We start from the raw sequence: 14,652 nt of genomic DNA, 5'->3' as shown, positions 1-14,652 counted from the left end.
CGCGCTCGGCCCGCCCCGTTTCCCTCACTCCTCCTCTCTCATCCCTCGTTCCAGGAGTCTCCGTGCGTTGTTGTAGGCGGTGCGGATGTGTGGTTGGGCGGTGGTCGTGAGGCGGTCGGGGACGGTGGGGGTCCATGCGGGGGGTCGGTCGGCACCGGTGAGGGTCCAGGCGGCTTGTTTGGCGGCGCCGTTGGCGACGTATTCAGCCGGGGCGGGGGCGTCCACCGGTAGGCCCAGGATGGCGGGGGCCAGGGTCTTGGCGCAGGCCCATTTGGCTCCACCGCCGGTCAGGGTGACCTCTGCGATGTCCACGCCCTGGGCGCGCACGGCGTCCAGGGCGTCGGCCATGAGGCACAAAAGGCCTTCCACGGCAGCGCGCGCGTAGTTGGCCGGGGTCAGGTTGGTCAGGGTCATGCCGGTCAGGATCCCGGTGGCGTCGGGCAGGTTGGGGGTGCGCTCGCCCTGCAGGTAGGGCACGTGCACCAGGCCGCCTGCCCCGGGGGCGGCGGACAGGGCCAGGGCATCGAACTCCTCGTAGCCCACGCCCAGCACCGTCTTGGCCGCGTCCAGTACCCGGGCACCGTTGAGGGTGCACGCCAGTGGCAGGAACGCCCCGGTGGCGTCGGCGAAGCCGGTCACCAGGCCCGTGGGGTCGTGGGTGGGCGCGCTCGAGACCGCCGCGACCACGCCGCTGGTGCCCAGGGACACGCTGGTCTGCCCCACCCCCAGGCCCAGGCCCAGGGCCGCCCCGGCGTTGTCCCCGCATCCCGGACCCAGCACCAGGTGGGACAGGTCGCGGCCCGCGCCATCCGCCCCGCCCCGGCCCGCGCTCTGGTGGGGCCCCAGCACGCGCGGCAGGATAATGGCCTCGACGTCCTCCTGGCTGCGGTGCAGGGCCAGGGCCAGCAGATCGCGCCGGTAGGTGTTGGACACCGGATCGAAGTAGCCCGTGCCTGAGGCATCGGAGCGATCCGTGACCAGGTCCTCCAAGCGCCCTGTGCCCCGCAGGCGCCAGGTCAGCCAGTCATGGGGCAGGCAGATGGCGGCGATGCGGGCGGCCGCCTCGGGTTCGTGATCGGCCACCCAGCGCAGCTTGGTGATGGTCAGCGAGGCCACCGGCACCGACCCCACCGCCCGGGCCCACGCCGCGCGCCCGGCGGCCCGGTCGCCGCCGCCCAGCTCGGTGATCAGATCGACCGCCGCGCCCGCCGAGCGGGTGTCATTCCACAGCAGGGCCGGGCGGATCACCTCACCACCGGCGTCAAGCAGCACCATGCCGTGCTGCTGGCCGCTCACACTCAGGGCCGCCACATCAGCGAGCCCACCAGCAGCGTCCACCGCCTGTCCCAGAGCCCGCCACCACTGATCAGGGTGGACCTCGGTGCCATCAGGGTGCGAGGCCCTCGCCTCACGCACCAGAACACCGCTATCAGCATCACGGACAACGATCTTGCACGACTGCGTCGACGAATCAACACCAGCAACCAAAGTCATGGACTCTTCTCCCTTGGATGAGTGGGACTGCACGGCGAACGCGTCGCTGCGCCTCACGGCGATCGTGCGCGCGCCTGCACCGATGTGCGCTCCGCGCGATGAGATCCCCTCCCCATCAGTGTGACAATCGGCGGCCGTCGGGGAAAGTACCGAATCAGCATGTGAGCAGACTCGCGAACCCCGACCGGGCCATCACCGGGCGCCCGCGTCCCCACCGGCCCACCAGTTATCTCAGTGAGGAGAACCGACATGCCGACAATGCCATCGAACACCCCCCCAGGCCACCGGATCGTCCTGGCCGAGCTGGATGAGGAGCTGCGCTCCGCCGTCGCCGCCACCCGGGAACGGGTGGCCGCACTGCACGCCGAGTTGCCCCGATGGGGCCTCGTGGTGTGGACAGCGGGCAACGTCTCCGAGAGGGTGGTCGTGGATCGCGGCGACGGACCGGAGAGGACGGACCTGTTCGTCATCAAGCCCTCGGGCGTCACCTACGACCGGCTCTCACCCGAGACGATGGTCGTGTGCTCCCTGGATGGGACCAAGATCGACGACGGAACTCCCGCCTCGCTCTCGCCGTCGTCGGACACGGCCGCACACGCCTACGTCTACCGGCACATGGAGCGCGTGGGCGGGGTGGTGCACACGCACTCGACGTACGCGACGGCATGGGCGGCCAGGCGCGAGCCGATCCCCTGCGTGCTGACGATGATGGCCGACGAGTTCGGCGGCGAGATCCCGGTGGGGCCCTTCGCACTCATCGGGGATGACTCGATCGGCCGGGGCATCGTGGAGACGCTGTCGGGATCGCGCTCGCCGGCGGTGCTCATGGCCAACCACGGCCCCTTCACCATCGGCACCGATGGGCTGGCGGCGGTCAAGGCCGCGGCGATGTGCGAAGAGGTGGCGCGCACCGTTCACATCGCACGCGACGGCGGCACCCCGGTCCCGATCGACCGGGCGGCCATCGACAGCCTCAACGACCGCTACCAGAACGTCTACGGCCAGCACTGACCCATCACCCCTTCTAATATGCGAGACCGGTCGATATGACGAACGAAACCGGTCGGGAGCGCTCCATACGGAGTCCCCGACCGGTTTCGTTCTTGTTTTCGACCGGTCTCGGCGAGGGGGGGAGGGGAGAGAGGTCAGATGTCGTCGAGGGAGGCGCCCTTGGTCTCGGTGGCGAACATGTAGGTCACCCCGCCGAGCACGAGCAGCACGGCGAAGATGAGGAAGGGCACGAAGACGACGTCGGCGCTGGTGGGTCTGTCCCCACCGATGAGGGCTCCCACGAGGTAGGGCCCCGCCACCTTCGCGATCGCGCCGATCCCGTAGCCCAGCCCCAGGCCGGTGGAGCGCGCGGATGTCGGGAACTGCTCGCCGCCGAAGGCGTTGAGGATCCCGAAAGCGCCGTCGCCGAAGGTCATGATGATGAGGATCCCAATGAAGAACACCCAACCGGCGCTCGCGGCGCCGTCGCCTCCCATCCTCGTCGACAGCGCCGCGATGAGAGCGCCGCTGCCGCCGATGATGCCGCAGCCGAGCATGGTCAGGCGCCGTCCGATGCGGTCGGAGATCCACGCGGAGCCCAGGCGCCCCAGCAGGTCGCCGAGCGAGACGAGGATGAACAGGGTGGCCACCATCCCGCCGTCGAACTTGAAGGACTGCCCGAGCAGCGTCTGTCCCCAGGACTGCACGGTGAACGAGCCCAGGATGAAGCAGAAGGAGCCCAGCGACACGACGAGCAGCTGGCGCGGGTAGCGCCTCAGGATGGTGGAGTACGCCACCGAGGTCCCCTGGGGGATCTCCGGCAGGGCGGCCACCTGTTCCACGGGGATCTCCATCGCCCAGGCGTAGGCCTGCCGCGCCTCGGCCTCACGGCCGTGGGTCTGGTAGAAGCGCGGCGACTCAGGCACCACTCGCGTCCAGGCGAGCAGGACGATGGGGATGCAGCCCACCGCGATGAGGCCGCGCCAGCCCAGGTCGTCCCCGAAGTACTTCGTCACCAGGCTGCCCAGCAGGATGCCCCCCGGGATGAACACACTGGTCAAGCCGGACAGGAGCCCGCGCTGCTTGGCGGGAACGAACTCCTGGACGTAGGGCACGGAAGTGATGTTGAGGCCGCCGACGCCGAATCCCACGCCGGTGCGCAGGACGGCCAGGAGGAGCCAGCCGTTGACGGGGGTGAGCGCCGAGGCCGCCGTGAAGATGACGAGTACGACGATGCACCAGATGAAGGACTGCTTGCGGCCGATCCTGTCCGCCAGGCGCCCCCAGATGATCGCGCCGAGGACCGTTCCCAGGCCGGCCCCGGCCAGGATGATGCCGGACTGGATCCCCGTCAGGCTCCAGCCCGGGGCGCTGGAGAGCATGTTGATGATGAAGCCGATGAGGAACATGTCGAAGAACTCCGACACGTTGCCGACGATCGCCATCGAGATGAGGGACTTCTGATGGCCGGTGAGGCGGTGGTTGTCGATCTGCTCCGCGGCAGTGGCCCCGCGCGGAGGGGTGGGAGTCGATGCGCTCATCATTGAACCTATCTGTACCTTGCTGAACCGATGTGTGTGGGAGGCGCCGCCGGAGCCGGGCGCTCAGGCCCGGGGCCCGCCCGGCCCCGGGGCGCCTCAGCGGAGGATGTCGGAGCCGCCCAGCAGGGCGAGCTCGCCGGGACGCACGTGCGTGAGGTCGCCGTGGTGGGTGAGGGCCAGCTGGGCCACCCGCGTGCCCATCTCGATGCCGGCGACGACGTCGCCGTCGAGCCAGCCGTGGAGGGTGCCGGCGACGAAGGAGTCGCCTGCGCCGGGGCGGTCGACGACGGTGACGGATTTGATGTCGAAGACCTTCTCACCACTCTCGGAGGAGAGGTAGGTGCCGGCGCGCCCATCGGTGGAGACCACGGTGGGCACGCCCATGGCCTCGCGCAGGTTGCGGCAGGCCTCGACGCCCTCGCCGTCGATGCCGAAGACGATGCGGGCGTCGGTGCACGAGCAGAAGAGGATCGACGACATTCTGGCGATGGGCTCGAGGACCTCGCGCGCCTGCTCCCCGCTCCACAGAAGGGAGCGGAAGTTGACGTCGAGGGCGATGTCGACGCCGCGCTCGCGGGCGGCATCGGCGAAGTGACGCACGACGCCGGCGGTCTCGGGGGTGAGCGCCGCCGTGATGCCGGTGAGGAAGACGACTCGGGTATCGAGCAGACTGTCCCAGTCGAAGTCGGCGGGCGTGATGGAGCGGAAGGGCGTGTACTGCCGGTCGTAGGTGACCTTGCCGGGCAGGGGGAATTCGCCGGGCTCCAGGAAGTAGAGCGCCACCCGTCCCTCCTCGGTGAGCACCACATGGCTCATATCGACGCCGACGGCGGAGTACTCCAGGGCGATGCGGTCGGCGAGCTCCCCCTTCGGCAGCTTGGATGCCCAGGTGGTGGAGCGGCCGAGCTCGGAGAGCAGGCCGGCCACGTTGGCCTCGGAGCCGGCGGCGGTCATGCGCAGGGTGCGGGCGGTGATGAGCCGGTCGCCCCGCTCGCAGGTGAGGCGGATCTGCCCCTCACCGATGGTTGATAGGTCATAGGTCATGGCGATCTCCTTCGTTCTCCGGGCTGGCCAGGGTCCGGCCCGGGTGGTGCAGTGGTACGAATCGTGAGAGTGATGGGGTCGTGCGGTGCTGACCGCGTATGAGCAGGGACTGGTGGGAGGGCTCCGGGCCGATCGGCTCGGAGGGTCAGGAGGCCTCGGGCCCTATGATGGCAATGCCCGCCGCGCGGGCCCGCTCCTCGATGAAGGCCCGGGCGGCCATGCATCTGGCAACGGAGTCAGGGGCGTCGTCGTTCCACATCTCGATCATGAGGCGCCCGGCCCAGCCCTGGTCGGCCAGGAGGGAGAGGGAGAGGTCCCAGTCGACGATCCCGGTGCCCATGTCGACGCGGCGCGGCTCCCCTCGGCGCACGTCCTTGGCATGCATGGCGACCATATGGCCGCGCCCTGCGGGGACCTCGACGCGCGGGTCAAGGCCCTGCTCGGCGATATTGCCGAGGTCCGGGTAGATCTGGAGGAAGGGGGAGTCGATCTCCTCGACGAGCTCCATGGCGCGGGTGATGGAGGTGACGCCGACACCGTCGACGTTCTCGATGCCCATGACCACCCCGAGCCGGGCGGCCAGGGGGACGGAGTCGGTGAGGAGATCGGTGTACCAGCGCGCCGAATCCGGTCCGGGCTCCTCGTAGAAGCAGTAGTAGCCGGCGATCTGGAGGACCGGGGCGCCCACCTCGTGGCAGGCTCGCAGGCCCTGGGCCATGACCTCACGGGCGCGCCGTCGCGTGGCAGGATCCGCGGAGCCCGGCGCGATGCGCCGGTGGATGGATAGGCAGATCCCGCCGATCATCGCCCCGACGTCCTCGGCGGCGCGGCGCACGGCGCGCCACTGCTCGGGGGACCAGTCCAGGCGGGCCTCCCTCTCGGGGGACTCATCGATGGACAGGTCCAGGAAGGAGAATCCGCCCTGCGCGACCTGGGTGAGGAAGTCCCGCCACTGCGGGGGCGTGACGGGGGCGGGGCCGCGCAGGGCCTTCTCGTAGATCCCCAGGATGAGGCCCTCGGCCAGGGGATCGTCGGCTCGGGGCGAGCCGTTGGGCCGCGCGGCGCTGGAGCCGCCGACCGAGGGCGCCGACGGCGCCAGAATGCTCGCGCTCATGGCCACACCTCCTCGATGGCCCGCTTGAGCTCTGCCGCCGCGGCGGCGGGGTCGGCGGCGGCCACGATGGAGCGCCCGGCGATGACGATGCCGACCGGGTGGCCGGCGAAGGCCGGAAGGTCGGTGGGGGTGACCCCGCCGGTGATCGTCACGGTGAATCCCATGCCGGCGAGCTCATCGACGCGCCCCAGGTCCTCGGGCTTCCAGGACAGATTCCCGGCGGCCTCGCGGTCCCGGGAGCGCTTGACGATGACGTGCTGGACCCCGGCCTGGCGCCAGGCGCGGGCGCGGTCGGCGTCGTACCACTCGTCGGCGAGCTCGACCTGGACCTCGCCGTCGAACTCGGCGGCGCCGGCGCAGACCTGCTCGATCGTGGCCATGGATGCCCCTGCGACGCAGCTGACCAGTGAGGCTCCCGCCTCGAAGGCCATGCGGGCGATCTTGGAGCCGGCCTCCGCGATGCGCACGTCGGCGAGGATCTCCTTGTCCGGGAAGAGGGCCCGCACGGCCCTGACGGCGTGGAATCCCTCGGCGAGGACGAGGATGGTGCCGCACTCGATGACGTCGACGTGGGGCGCCGCCTTCTGAAGCGGCCCGAGCGCGCTGGGCAGGTCGAAGGTATCCAGGGCGATCTGCAGCCCGGGTGCAGGTGACATGGTTCTCTCCCCCGTTCAGCCGGCGAGGGGCTCGAAGGCGAAGAAGGTCGCCGCGTTGTTCACCAGGAGGTCCTGGACGTAGGCGGGGTCGACCCCCTCGTCGTCGATGAGGCGCGGGCAGAAGACGGCCGGGTCGTAGTCGATGCCGGAGACCGAGCCGTAGGCCTTCTGGTAGGAGGCCTTACCGGAGTCGGTACCCAGCAGGATCTGCTTGCCGTAACCCTTGTCCCCCAGGGTCTTGATGAGGTTGACGCGGGCGTTGTCCGGCACGTACTTGATGCGGTTGGTGCCGTCGAGCTCCACGTAGGCGCCGAGGGAGGTGATCTGCTCGTGGACCCAGGGGTCCCAGTTGCGCTGGATGTGGCCGATGGCGATCTTCTCGGGCGCCACGCCGTGCTCGACGAGGAAGCGCGCCTGCTCGGGACCGCAGGTGCCGGCGGTGACATGCGTGTTGATGGGAGCGCCGGTCTCCTTGGAGGCGATGGCGACGGCCTGGCCGGTCTTGACCTCCCAGTCGGTGATCCTGCCGTAGGCGGTGGCCCACTTGATGCAGCCGGCCTTGATGTCGGTGCGCTTGACGAGGGGCCCCATGTAGTCGTTGGCGTCGACTCCCTCGACGATGTCGGCGATGAGCAGGTCGGCGATCTCGGTGACGGTGTACTGGTTGACCCAGGACTGACGCCATTCGAGGTAGACCTTCTGCTGGTGGAAGCCGGTGGCCTGGATGACCTGGAGGTCGGGGACGCGGTCGACGACATCGCGCAGTTTGAGGACGCCGCGCCCCGAGGAGGCGGGACACATGTCCACGATGGTGCCGGAGGTGGCGAAGCGCTTGGAGGCGGCCACGAAGGATGCGGCCTCCTCGACGGCCTTGTCCTCGTCGATGAGGAGGTGATCGGGGTCGATGTAGACCTCGCCGGCGCCGACGCGGATGAGGTGGTCGTGGGCGTTGACGACACCGAGGGTGGAGGCGTCGACGTCACCGTGGATGGTGCGGACGATGCTCATGCGGGTTCTCCTTCGAACGGACCGCGCCCGATGCGCGGCAGGCATGAACGAACCTAGGAGTTGACAGATGAGGACCGAATCGACGCGATGAACATAGGTTCACAACCTCCGATGCGCTCTTTGACCAGCGCTCCCTAGAATCGCAGCACGGAAACGGGAAACGCCGCCCGCTCGCACCCCTGATGAGTCGAGGAGGAACAGATGTGCGCCACTGCTAATCGATCCCGACTGTCCCTGCTACTCGACGTCGCTCGCCTGTACTGGGAGGACGGGCTCGACCAGGCGGCGGTCGCCTCCCGCCTGGGCTACTCGCGCCCCACGGTCTCCCGGATGCTCGCCGAGGCCCGGCGCGAGGGGGTCGTCACGATCACGGTCGCCCATCCGATCGAGCGCCTCATGGGGCTCGAGGAGGAGCTGGCTCGGGTCTTCGGCCTCAAGCAGGCCCGGGTCTGCGAGGCGCGGCCCACGGGCGAGCAGGGTGTCAGCGCGGAGCTGGCGCGCTCGGCCGGGCAGCTCCTGCTGGAGCACGTGGGACGGCGCTGCGTCGTCGCCGTGTCCAATGGGCGCGCGGTCGGGGCGGTGGCGCATCACCTGCCGGAACAGATCTGGCCGGACTCGATGGTGGTGGCGATGGTGGGCAGCGCGGGCGAGTCCTTCAACCTGGAGGACGGCCCCAACATCTCCCGTTCCATGGCCCTGCGCCTGGGCGGGCACTACCGCAATCTCACCGTGCCGCTCGTCTTCGACTCCCTGGCCATGGCCACGGGCATGCGCCAGGAGGAGCAGGTCTCGACGACGATCGAGCTCGCCGCCCGTTCGGACGCGGCGCTGACCGGCATCGGCGCCGTCGGCGATGGGCTGGGGGTGAGCCCCCTGCTGCGGCGGTGGATGACGCCGGAGGTGATCGCCGAGTGCCGGGCCAAGGGCGTCGTCGCCCATATCTGCGGGCATCACCTCGACGCCGATGGCCGCCATGTGCATACCGCGATCTGCGAGCGCACCCTGTGCCTGGGGCTGGAGCGCCTGACGGACATCCCACTGGTCATCGGGGTTGCGGCGGGAACCGATAAGACGACGGCGATCCTGGCGGCCCTGCGCAGCGGCTACCTCTCCGCTCTGGCCACGGATGAGCCCACCGCTCGCGCCGTCCTCACACTGGAGGCCGCGAGGCGCTGAGCCCCGACTCCGACTGATGCGATTCGCACCCGCTGGAGCGGGCGGCCCGCACCTCTCGGTGCGAACGGCACCGCTCGGGGCACACGGCGCCGGTCGGCGCGAGGAGCGCAGTCCGGCCTCCTTCCCGCGCCTCAGAAGCAGGCGAGGGGGCCGTGAGGGCCCTCGATGACGGTGATGTCGGTGCCGAAGACCTCGGAGAGGACCGCGGGATCCATGACCTCGGCCGGGGTGCCGAAGAAGGCGACGCCGCCGTCCTTGATCGCGCAGATGCGGTCCGCGTAGCGGGCGGCGATGTTGATGTCGTGCAGGACGATGAGGATCGTGCGGCCGAGCTCGGTGGCGGCGTGGCGCAGGTGCGTCATCATCTCCACGCTGTGGGCGATGTCGAGGTTGTTCAGCGGCTCGTCGAGGAGGACGTACTCGGTCTCCTGGGTGAGGACCATGGCCACGTACGCGCGCTGGCGCTGGCCGCCGGAGAGCTGGTCGAGGTGGCGGGACTCCAGGTCGGTCAGACCGAGGAAATCGATGTAGCGGCTGATGACGCGCTCGTCGTCGGCGCTCAGGCGCCCATGGCTGTGGGGGAAGCGCCCGAAGCCCACGAGCTGGCGCACGGTGAGGCGGGAGATGAAGTGATTCTCCTGACGCAGGATGGACAGGATCCTGGCGAGCTCGGCCGACTTGGTGGAGGTGACGTCCTTGCCGGCCACGGTGATGGCGCCCTCGTCGATGCCCAGCAGTCGGCCGATCATCGTCAGCAGGGTGGACTTGCCCGCGCCATTGGGGCCGATGAAGGCGGTCATGCCCCCGGCGGGTATCTCCAGGCTCACCGGCCCGATGGAGACCTCGGAGGAGTAGACCTTGCGGACACCGGACAGGTCGATCATGGTCTCTCCTTCAGCCGGGGGCTCACAGCCGGCCCCGGCGCAGTAGAACGATGAGGAAGAGGGCCCCGCCGACGAATTCGATGATGATCGATACGACCCCCTGGGCGGAGAAGACGTTCCTCATGAGGAAGTAGGCGCCGCACAGGGTGAGCATGGCCAGGCTGACGGCCATGGGGAAGACGTAACGGTGGTCGTAGGTCGGCGAGAGCTGGTAGGTGAGGGTCGCCACGAGGAAGCCGAGGAAGGTCATGGGGCCGACGAGGGCGGTCGAGGTGGCCATGAGCACGGATATGAGCACGAGGACGGCCAGGGAGATCCTGGCGTGGCCGACGCCGAGGCTCGTCGTCGTGTCGCGCCCCAGGGAGAGGACGTTGAGGCGCCTGGACAGGGCGTACAGGAGCGCCGCCGCCCCCAGGATGAGGGGGATCGCCACCGGGTAGTAGTCGGGGTCGGCGTTGTTGACGGAGCCGAAGAGCCGGGCCGTGAGCACATCGAACTCGCTGGGGGTGAGCAGGCGCTGCATGAAGGTGGACAGGCTCCCCAGGCCCGCGCCGATGATGATGCCCACCAGCAGCATGGGGTACAGGCCCTTGACCGAGCCCAGGAGCAGCCAGGAGTAGAGCAGGAGGCTGAGCCCGATCATGAGGGCCAGTTGGAGCAGGAACATGCCCGTGGTGCGGGCGGCGTTGAGGCCCGCGACGCCGAACAGGAAGATCGTCGTGGTGTGGATCGCCCGGTAGAGCGATTCGAATCCGAGGATCGAGGGGGTCAGGATCCGGTTCCCGGTGACGGTCTGGAAGGAGACGGTGGCCATGGCCTGGCACAGCGCGACCACCGCCATGGCGATGACCGCGTCCATGCGGCGGTCGACGATCCTCCAGAACCCGCGCGAGCCGACGACGGCGGGGTTGCCGTAGAGGACGAGGCCGACGATGCAGACCGCCGCCAGCGCTGTGATGCCGAGGAAGAGGAGCCACCAGCGGCGCCTGTCGGAGCGCGAGGCGAAGGCGCCGGAGCGCCGCTCTTCGGTCGCGCTCATACGCTCCCCTTCCTCACCTGGCCGATGATGAGGCCGATGAAGACCGCCGCGCCGACGAGCCCGAGGATGACGGCCACCGGCACCTCGAAGGGGGCGATGATCGTGCGCGCCACGAGGTCGCACACGGTGACGATGCCGACGCCCAGCAGGCAGACCCAGGGCAGGTTCGAGCGCAGGTCGTCACCGCGCCGCATCGACACGATGTTGGGGACGATGAGCCCCAGGAAGGGCAGAGAGCCGACGACGACCGTCACCACCCCTGTGGCGATCGCGATGAGGCCGGTGCCGATCATGACGGCGCGCCGGTAGTCCAGGCCGATCGTCGTGGCCACATCCTCGCCCAGGCCGGCCGCGGTGAGCCTGTCGGCGTAGACGAAGACGGCGAGGACGACGGCCAGCACGATCCACAGCACCTCGTACTGGCCGCGGTAGACCGAGGTGAAGGAGCCCTGGAACCAGACGCCCAGGGACTGAAGGGCGTCGGCCTCGAGGGCGATGAAGGTGGACACCGCGCTGACCACGGCGCCGAGCATGATGCCCACGATGGGCACGAGCAGGGAGGATCGCAGGCTGATGCGGCGCAGGATGAGGAAGAAGATCATCGTGCCGACGAAGGCCGCCGTCACCGCCCCGACCATGCGCGTGAGCACTGTTGCGTTCGGCAGGAGGATCATGACCGCCAGGAGCCCCAGCCCCGCCCACTCCGTGGTGCCCGTGGTGGTGGGCTCCACGAAGCGGTTCTGGGTGAGGGCCTGCATGACGAGTCCCGACATGGCCATCGCCGCGCCGGAGAGCACGAGGGCGATCGTGCGCGGGACGCGCACATCCAGGAACAGCTGCGCGCCGTCGGCGCCGCCGAGGATGGAGTACTCGCCGGTGGCCAGGCTCGCGATGAGCAGGGCGAGGACGACGACGAGGCCGACGAGCTGGCCGCGCCCGAGCAGGGGCTGACGGGTCGCCCGATCGGCGCCCGGTATCGGCGTCACTCAGGAGGCCTTGCCGGAGAAGGCGTCGGCCATGGAGGTGACGATCTCGGTGTAGGTGATGATCGACTCATTGGTGTAGGTGTCCGCGGGGGCGTACACGATCTGCCCCTTGCTCACCGCAGTGACGCCCTGCAGCGCGGCGTTGCCGGCGATGACGTCCTTGGCCGGGATGTAGGAGGGATCGTTCGCCTTGATCGCCGCGTCGCGGTCGAGGACGAGGATCCAGTCGGGGTTGGCCTCGGCGATGGCCTCCACGGAGATGTCGTCGCCCTGGTGGTCGTCGGTGGAGCCCTCGACCTGGAGGGCGGGGGTCAGACCCAGCAGGTCGAAGAGCGGCCCCCAGGTGCGTCCCTTGCCGGGGGCGACGTACCCGATATTGCCTCCGGAGACGTTGACGGCCATGACCTTGTGGGAGGCGTTGTAAGCGCCCTTTGCCCTCTCGATGGCGGAGCCGAGGTCGGCGATGAGCTTGTCCGCCTCGACGGTCTTGTTGAAGATCTGCCCGAGCGCGGTCACCTCGCGGCCGAGCTCGGCGTCGATGGGCTGGCCCTCGCGGGGCTCCAGGTCGATGATGGCGGCCTCGGGGTTGTCCTGGACGATGCGGTCGTAGTGCTGGGTGAAGCGCTGGCCGATGATGATGAGGTCGGGCGCGGCGGCGATGAGGGCGTCGAAATCGGGCTCGCGGTGGTTGCCGAGATCGACGACGCCGTCACCGGAGTAGGCGGTGATGGTCGACGGGATGATCTTCTTGGGGACCGCCGCGAGCGCGACACCCCAGTCGGCGAGGACCTCGAAGGTGCGGTTGTCGGTGGACACGACGGTCGCCGGCGGCAGGGCGACCGTCACCGTGCCGTGATTGTCCTCGATGCTGACCGACGTGGGTGCCGCCGAGGCGGACGCCGCCGAGCCATCGGCGGAGCCACTACTGGCGGCCTGCGAGCCGCCCTCTTTCTTGGAGCCGCAGGCGGCCAGAGCGGCCGCCAGACCGAGCGCGCCGGCCCCGGTCAGCGCTCCACGGCGGGTGAGCAGATGCGGTGCGGTCAGGTGTCGGCGAGGGGCCACGGGAGATCCTTTTCAGTAGAAAGCGGAGGCCAGCGGTGCGCGGCAGGGAAATAATGCCTGAGGGAACCAGGTTACATAAAGGTGAGCCTTACCTCAACCTCCGTATCGCGACAGGGGTTGACTGGACCACCCCCATTTGCATCCCGCCGTCGGAGCGTCCCGGGGCGCCCGCCATTCGTGTCAGTGCCCCTCGATAGTCTCGGGACATGCCGAGCAACACCGCTTCTCCCGTCAAGGCGCCCAAGCCCTCTTACCGCTGCTCCGAGTGCGGTTGGTCGAGCCCCAAGTGGCTGGGCCAGTGCCGGGAGTGCCGCGCCTGGGGAACCCTGGAGGAGGTCGCGGGCGCGGCTGGGGGCTCCGGGGCGGCGCGGGCGGTGGAGGCGGTGCGCCCCTCCTCCCCCGCCCGCCCCATCGGGCAGGTCAGCGCGGAGGAGGCCCGGGCCCGCCCCACGGGGGTGGGAGAGCTGGACCGGGTGCTCGGCGGCGGGATCGTGCCGGGCGCCGTGGTGCTCCTGGCGGGGGAGCCCGGTGTCGGCAAGTCCACCCTCCTGCTCGACGTCGCCGCCAAGGCGGCCGCCGTCGCCCGCCGGCGCGGCGAGGGGCCCATCCTCTACGTCACCGGCGAGGAATCCGCCTCCCAGGTGCGCCTGCGCGCCGAGCGCATCGGGGCCATCGATGACGCCCTGCTCCTGGCGGCGCAGACGGAGCTGGGCGCGCTGCTGGGCCACGTGGAGGAGGCCTGCCCCTCGCTGCTCGTCGTCGACTCGGTGCAGACCATCGCCTCGGCCGCCGTCGATGGCTCGGCGGGCGGGGTGACGCAGGTGCGGGCCGTGGCCGGCGCGCTCATCGCGGTTGCCAAGGAGCGGGGGATCCCCGTGCTTCTCGTCGGGCATGTGACGAAGGACGGCGGGATCGCCGGTCCCCGCGTCCTGGAGCACCTGGTGGACGTCGTCGCCCAGTTCGAGGGGGACCGCCACGCCCGCCTGCGGCTCCTGCGGGCGGTGAAGAACCGCTACGGACCCACTGACGAGGTCGGCTGCTTCGATCTCGGCGAGCGCGGCATCGTGGGGCTGGCCGACCCCTCCGGGCTCTTCCTATCGGCCGCCCGATCCGAGGTGCCGGGCACCTGCGCCACCATCACCCTGGAGGGGCGCCGGCCCATGCCCGTGGAGATCCAGGCCCTCGTGGCCGCCACCGGAGCCGGGTCGCCGCGCCGCACCACGTCCGGCGTCGATCACGCGCGCGTCGCCATGGGCCTGGCCGTGCTGGCCGCCAGGCTCAAGGTGGACACGTCCAGCTCGGATGTCTACGTCTCGACCGTCGGCGGGGCGCGCGCCGTCGAGCCGGCCACGGACCTGGCGGTGGCGATCGCCGTCGTCTCCGCGGCCCAGGGCCTGCCCACGCCACCGGGGCTCGTGGCCTTCGGGGAGGTGGGGCTGACCGGGGAGGTGAGGGCAACCGTCGGAATCCAGCGGCGCCTGGCGGAGGCGGCGCGCCTCGGCTTCGACCACGCGCTGGTCCCCCTGGCCGGCTCCCAAGAGCTGCGGGAGGTGCCCGGCATGCGGGTGCTGCCGGTGAGCCATGTGGGCGAGGCCGTCGGTGCGGCGCTCCCCCGTGGCTGAGGCCGGCCCATCCGCGCGGGGCGATGAGGGACGGCG

Annotated in this window: 13 protein-coding genes; 3 read left to right on the top strand and 10 right to left on the bottom strand. The window is 70.1% G+C overall.

The genetic code is table 11. The annotated features are described in order from the left end of the window. Positions 1-24: 24 nt before the first annotated feature. The gene (locus tag B6G06_RS01815; protein WP_081170668.1) at positions 25-1,494 is read right to left on the bottom strand and encodes a xylulokinase; all 1,470 of its coding nucleotides are present in this window, start codon (positions 1,492-1,494) and stop codon (positions 25-27) included. 249 nt (positions 1,495-1,743) lie between these two features. Between B6G06_RS01815 and B6G06_RS01810 the strand changes: the two genes are divergently transcribed. Beyond that, positions 1,744-2,505 (top strand): L-ribulose-5-phosphate 4-epimerase, encoded by a 762-nt coding sequence (locus B6G06_RS01810; protein ID WP_081170666.1) that lies wholly within the window; start codon positions 1,744-1,746, stop codon positions 2,503-2,505. Positions 2,506-2,639: 134 nt separating this feature from the next. Here the strand turns inward: B6G06_RS01810 and B6G06_RS01805 are convergent, their stop codons facing one another. The 5 genes from B6G06_RS01805 to B6G06_RS01785 all read right to left on the bottom strand — a co-directional run bounded on the left by B6G06_RS01805 (position 2,640) and on the right by B6G06_RS01785 (position 7,847). Beyond that, the gene (locus B6G06_RS01805) at positions 2,640-4,025 is read right to left on the bottom strand and encodes an MFS transporter (protein ID WP_081172139.1); all 1,386 of its coding nucleotides are present in this window, start codon (positions 4,023-4,025) and stop codon (positions 2,640-2,642) included. Between the two features lie 96 nt (positions 4,026-4,121). Continuing rightward, positions 4,122-5,069: a sugar kinase gene (locus B6G06_RS01800; protein WP_081170664.1), complete on the bottom strand. Its 948-nt coding sequence runs from the start codon at positions 5,067-5,069 to the stop codon at positions 4,122-4,124. Positions 5,070-5,214: 145 nt separating this feature from the next. Next, complete coding sequence (locus tag B6G06_RS01795; protein WP_080462540.1) at positions 5,215-6,183, bottom strand: L-ribulose-5-phosphate 3-epimerase; 969 nt, start codon at positions 6,181-6,183, stop codon at positions 5,215-5,217. Continuing rightward, positions 6,180-6,839, bottom strand: a complete 660-nt coding sequence (locus B6G06_RS01790; RefSeq protein ID WP_080462541.1) for a 3-dehydro-L-gulonate-6-phosphate decarboxylase — start codon at positions 6,837-6,839, stop codon at positions 6,180-6,182. The genes B6G06_RS01795 and B6G06_RS01790 overlap by 4 nt, the downstream gene beginning before the upstream one ends. Positions 6,840-6,854: 15 nt before the next feature. Next, positions 6,855-7,847 carry a phosphotriesterase family protein gene (locus B6G06_RS01785; protein WP_081170662.1) on the bottom strand — a complete coding sequence of 331 codons (993 nt, stop codon included), beginning with the start codon at positions 7,845-7,847 and terminating at the stop codon, positions 6,855-6,857. A gap of 201 nt (positions 7,848-8,048) precedes the next feature. Here B6G06_RS01785 and B6G06_RS01780 point away from each other — a divergent pair, with 201 nt between their 5' ends. Continuing rightward, a complete protein-coding gene (locus B6G06_RS01780) occupies positions 8,049-9,023 on the top strand; it encodes a sugar-binding transcriptional regulator (protein WP_081170660.1) in 975 nt (324 codons plus the stop codon). A 131-nt stretch (positions 9,024-9,154) separates the two neighbouring features. Here B6G06_RS01780 and B6G06_RS01775 read toward each other — a convergent pair whose 3' ends face one another. Genes B6G06_RS01775 through B6G06_RS01760 form a run of 4 tightly spaced genes read right to left on the bottom strand, consistent with a single transcriptional unit; the run spans position 9,155 to position 12,994 of the window. Continuing rightward, positions 9,155-9,907 carry an iron ABC transporter ATP-binding protein gene (locus tag B6G06_RS01775; RefSeq protein ID WP_080462544.1) on the bottom strand — a complete coding sequence of 251 codons (753 nt, stop codon included), beginning with the start codon at positions 9,905-9,907 and terminating at the stop codon, positions 9,155-9,157. Positions 9,908-9,929: 22 nt separating this feature from the next. Further along, positions 9,930-10,946 (bottom strand): iron chelate uptake ABC transporter family permease subunit, encoded by a 1,017-nt coding sequence (locus tag B6G06_RS01770; RefSeq protein WP_081170658.1) that lies wholly within the window; start codon positions 10,944-10,946, stop codon positions 9,930-9,932. Then, positions 10,943-11,932, bottom strand: coding sequence for an ABC transporter permease (locus tag B6G06_RS01765; RefSeq protein ID WP_080462546.1), 990 nt, complete (start codon positions 11,930-11,932; stop codon positions 10,943-10,945). Before B6G06_RS01765 ends, B6G06_RS01770 begins: the two co-directional genes overlap by 4 nt. Then, positions 11,933-12,994: a siderophore ABC transporter substrate-binding protein gene (locus B6G06_RS01760; protein ID WP_229657952.1), complete on the bottom strand. Its 1,062-nt coding sequence runs from the start codon at positions 12,992-12,994 to the stop codon at positions 11,933-11,935. A gap of 206 nt (positions 12,995-13,200) precedes the next feature. Between B6G06_RS01760 and radA the strand changes: the two genes are divergently transcribed. Then, positions 13,201-14,616 (top strand): DNA repair protein RadA, encoded by a 1,416-nt coding sequence (gene radA / locus B6G06_RS01755; protein WP_081170656.1) that lies wholly within the window; start codon positions 13,201-13,203, stop codon positions 14,614-14,616. Positions 14,617-14,652 lie beyond the last annotated feature (36 nt).

The organism is Actinomyces gaoshouyii (genome assembly GCF_002076915.1).
GTDB classification, from domain to species: Bacteria; Actinomycetota; Actinomycetes; order Actinomycetales; family Actinomycetaceae; genus Actinomyces; species Actinomyces gaoshouyii.
Note: the sequence above shows the minus strand (reverse complement) of the source record. Positions and strands in the feature narration are given on the sequence as shown.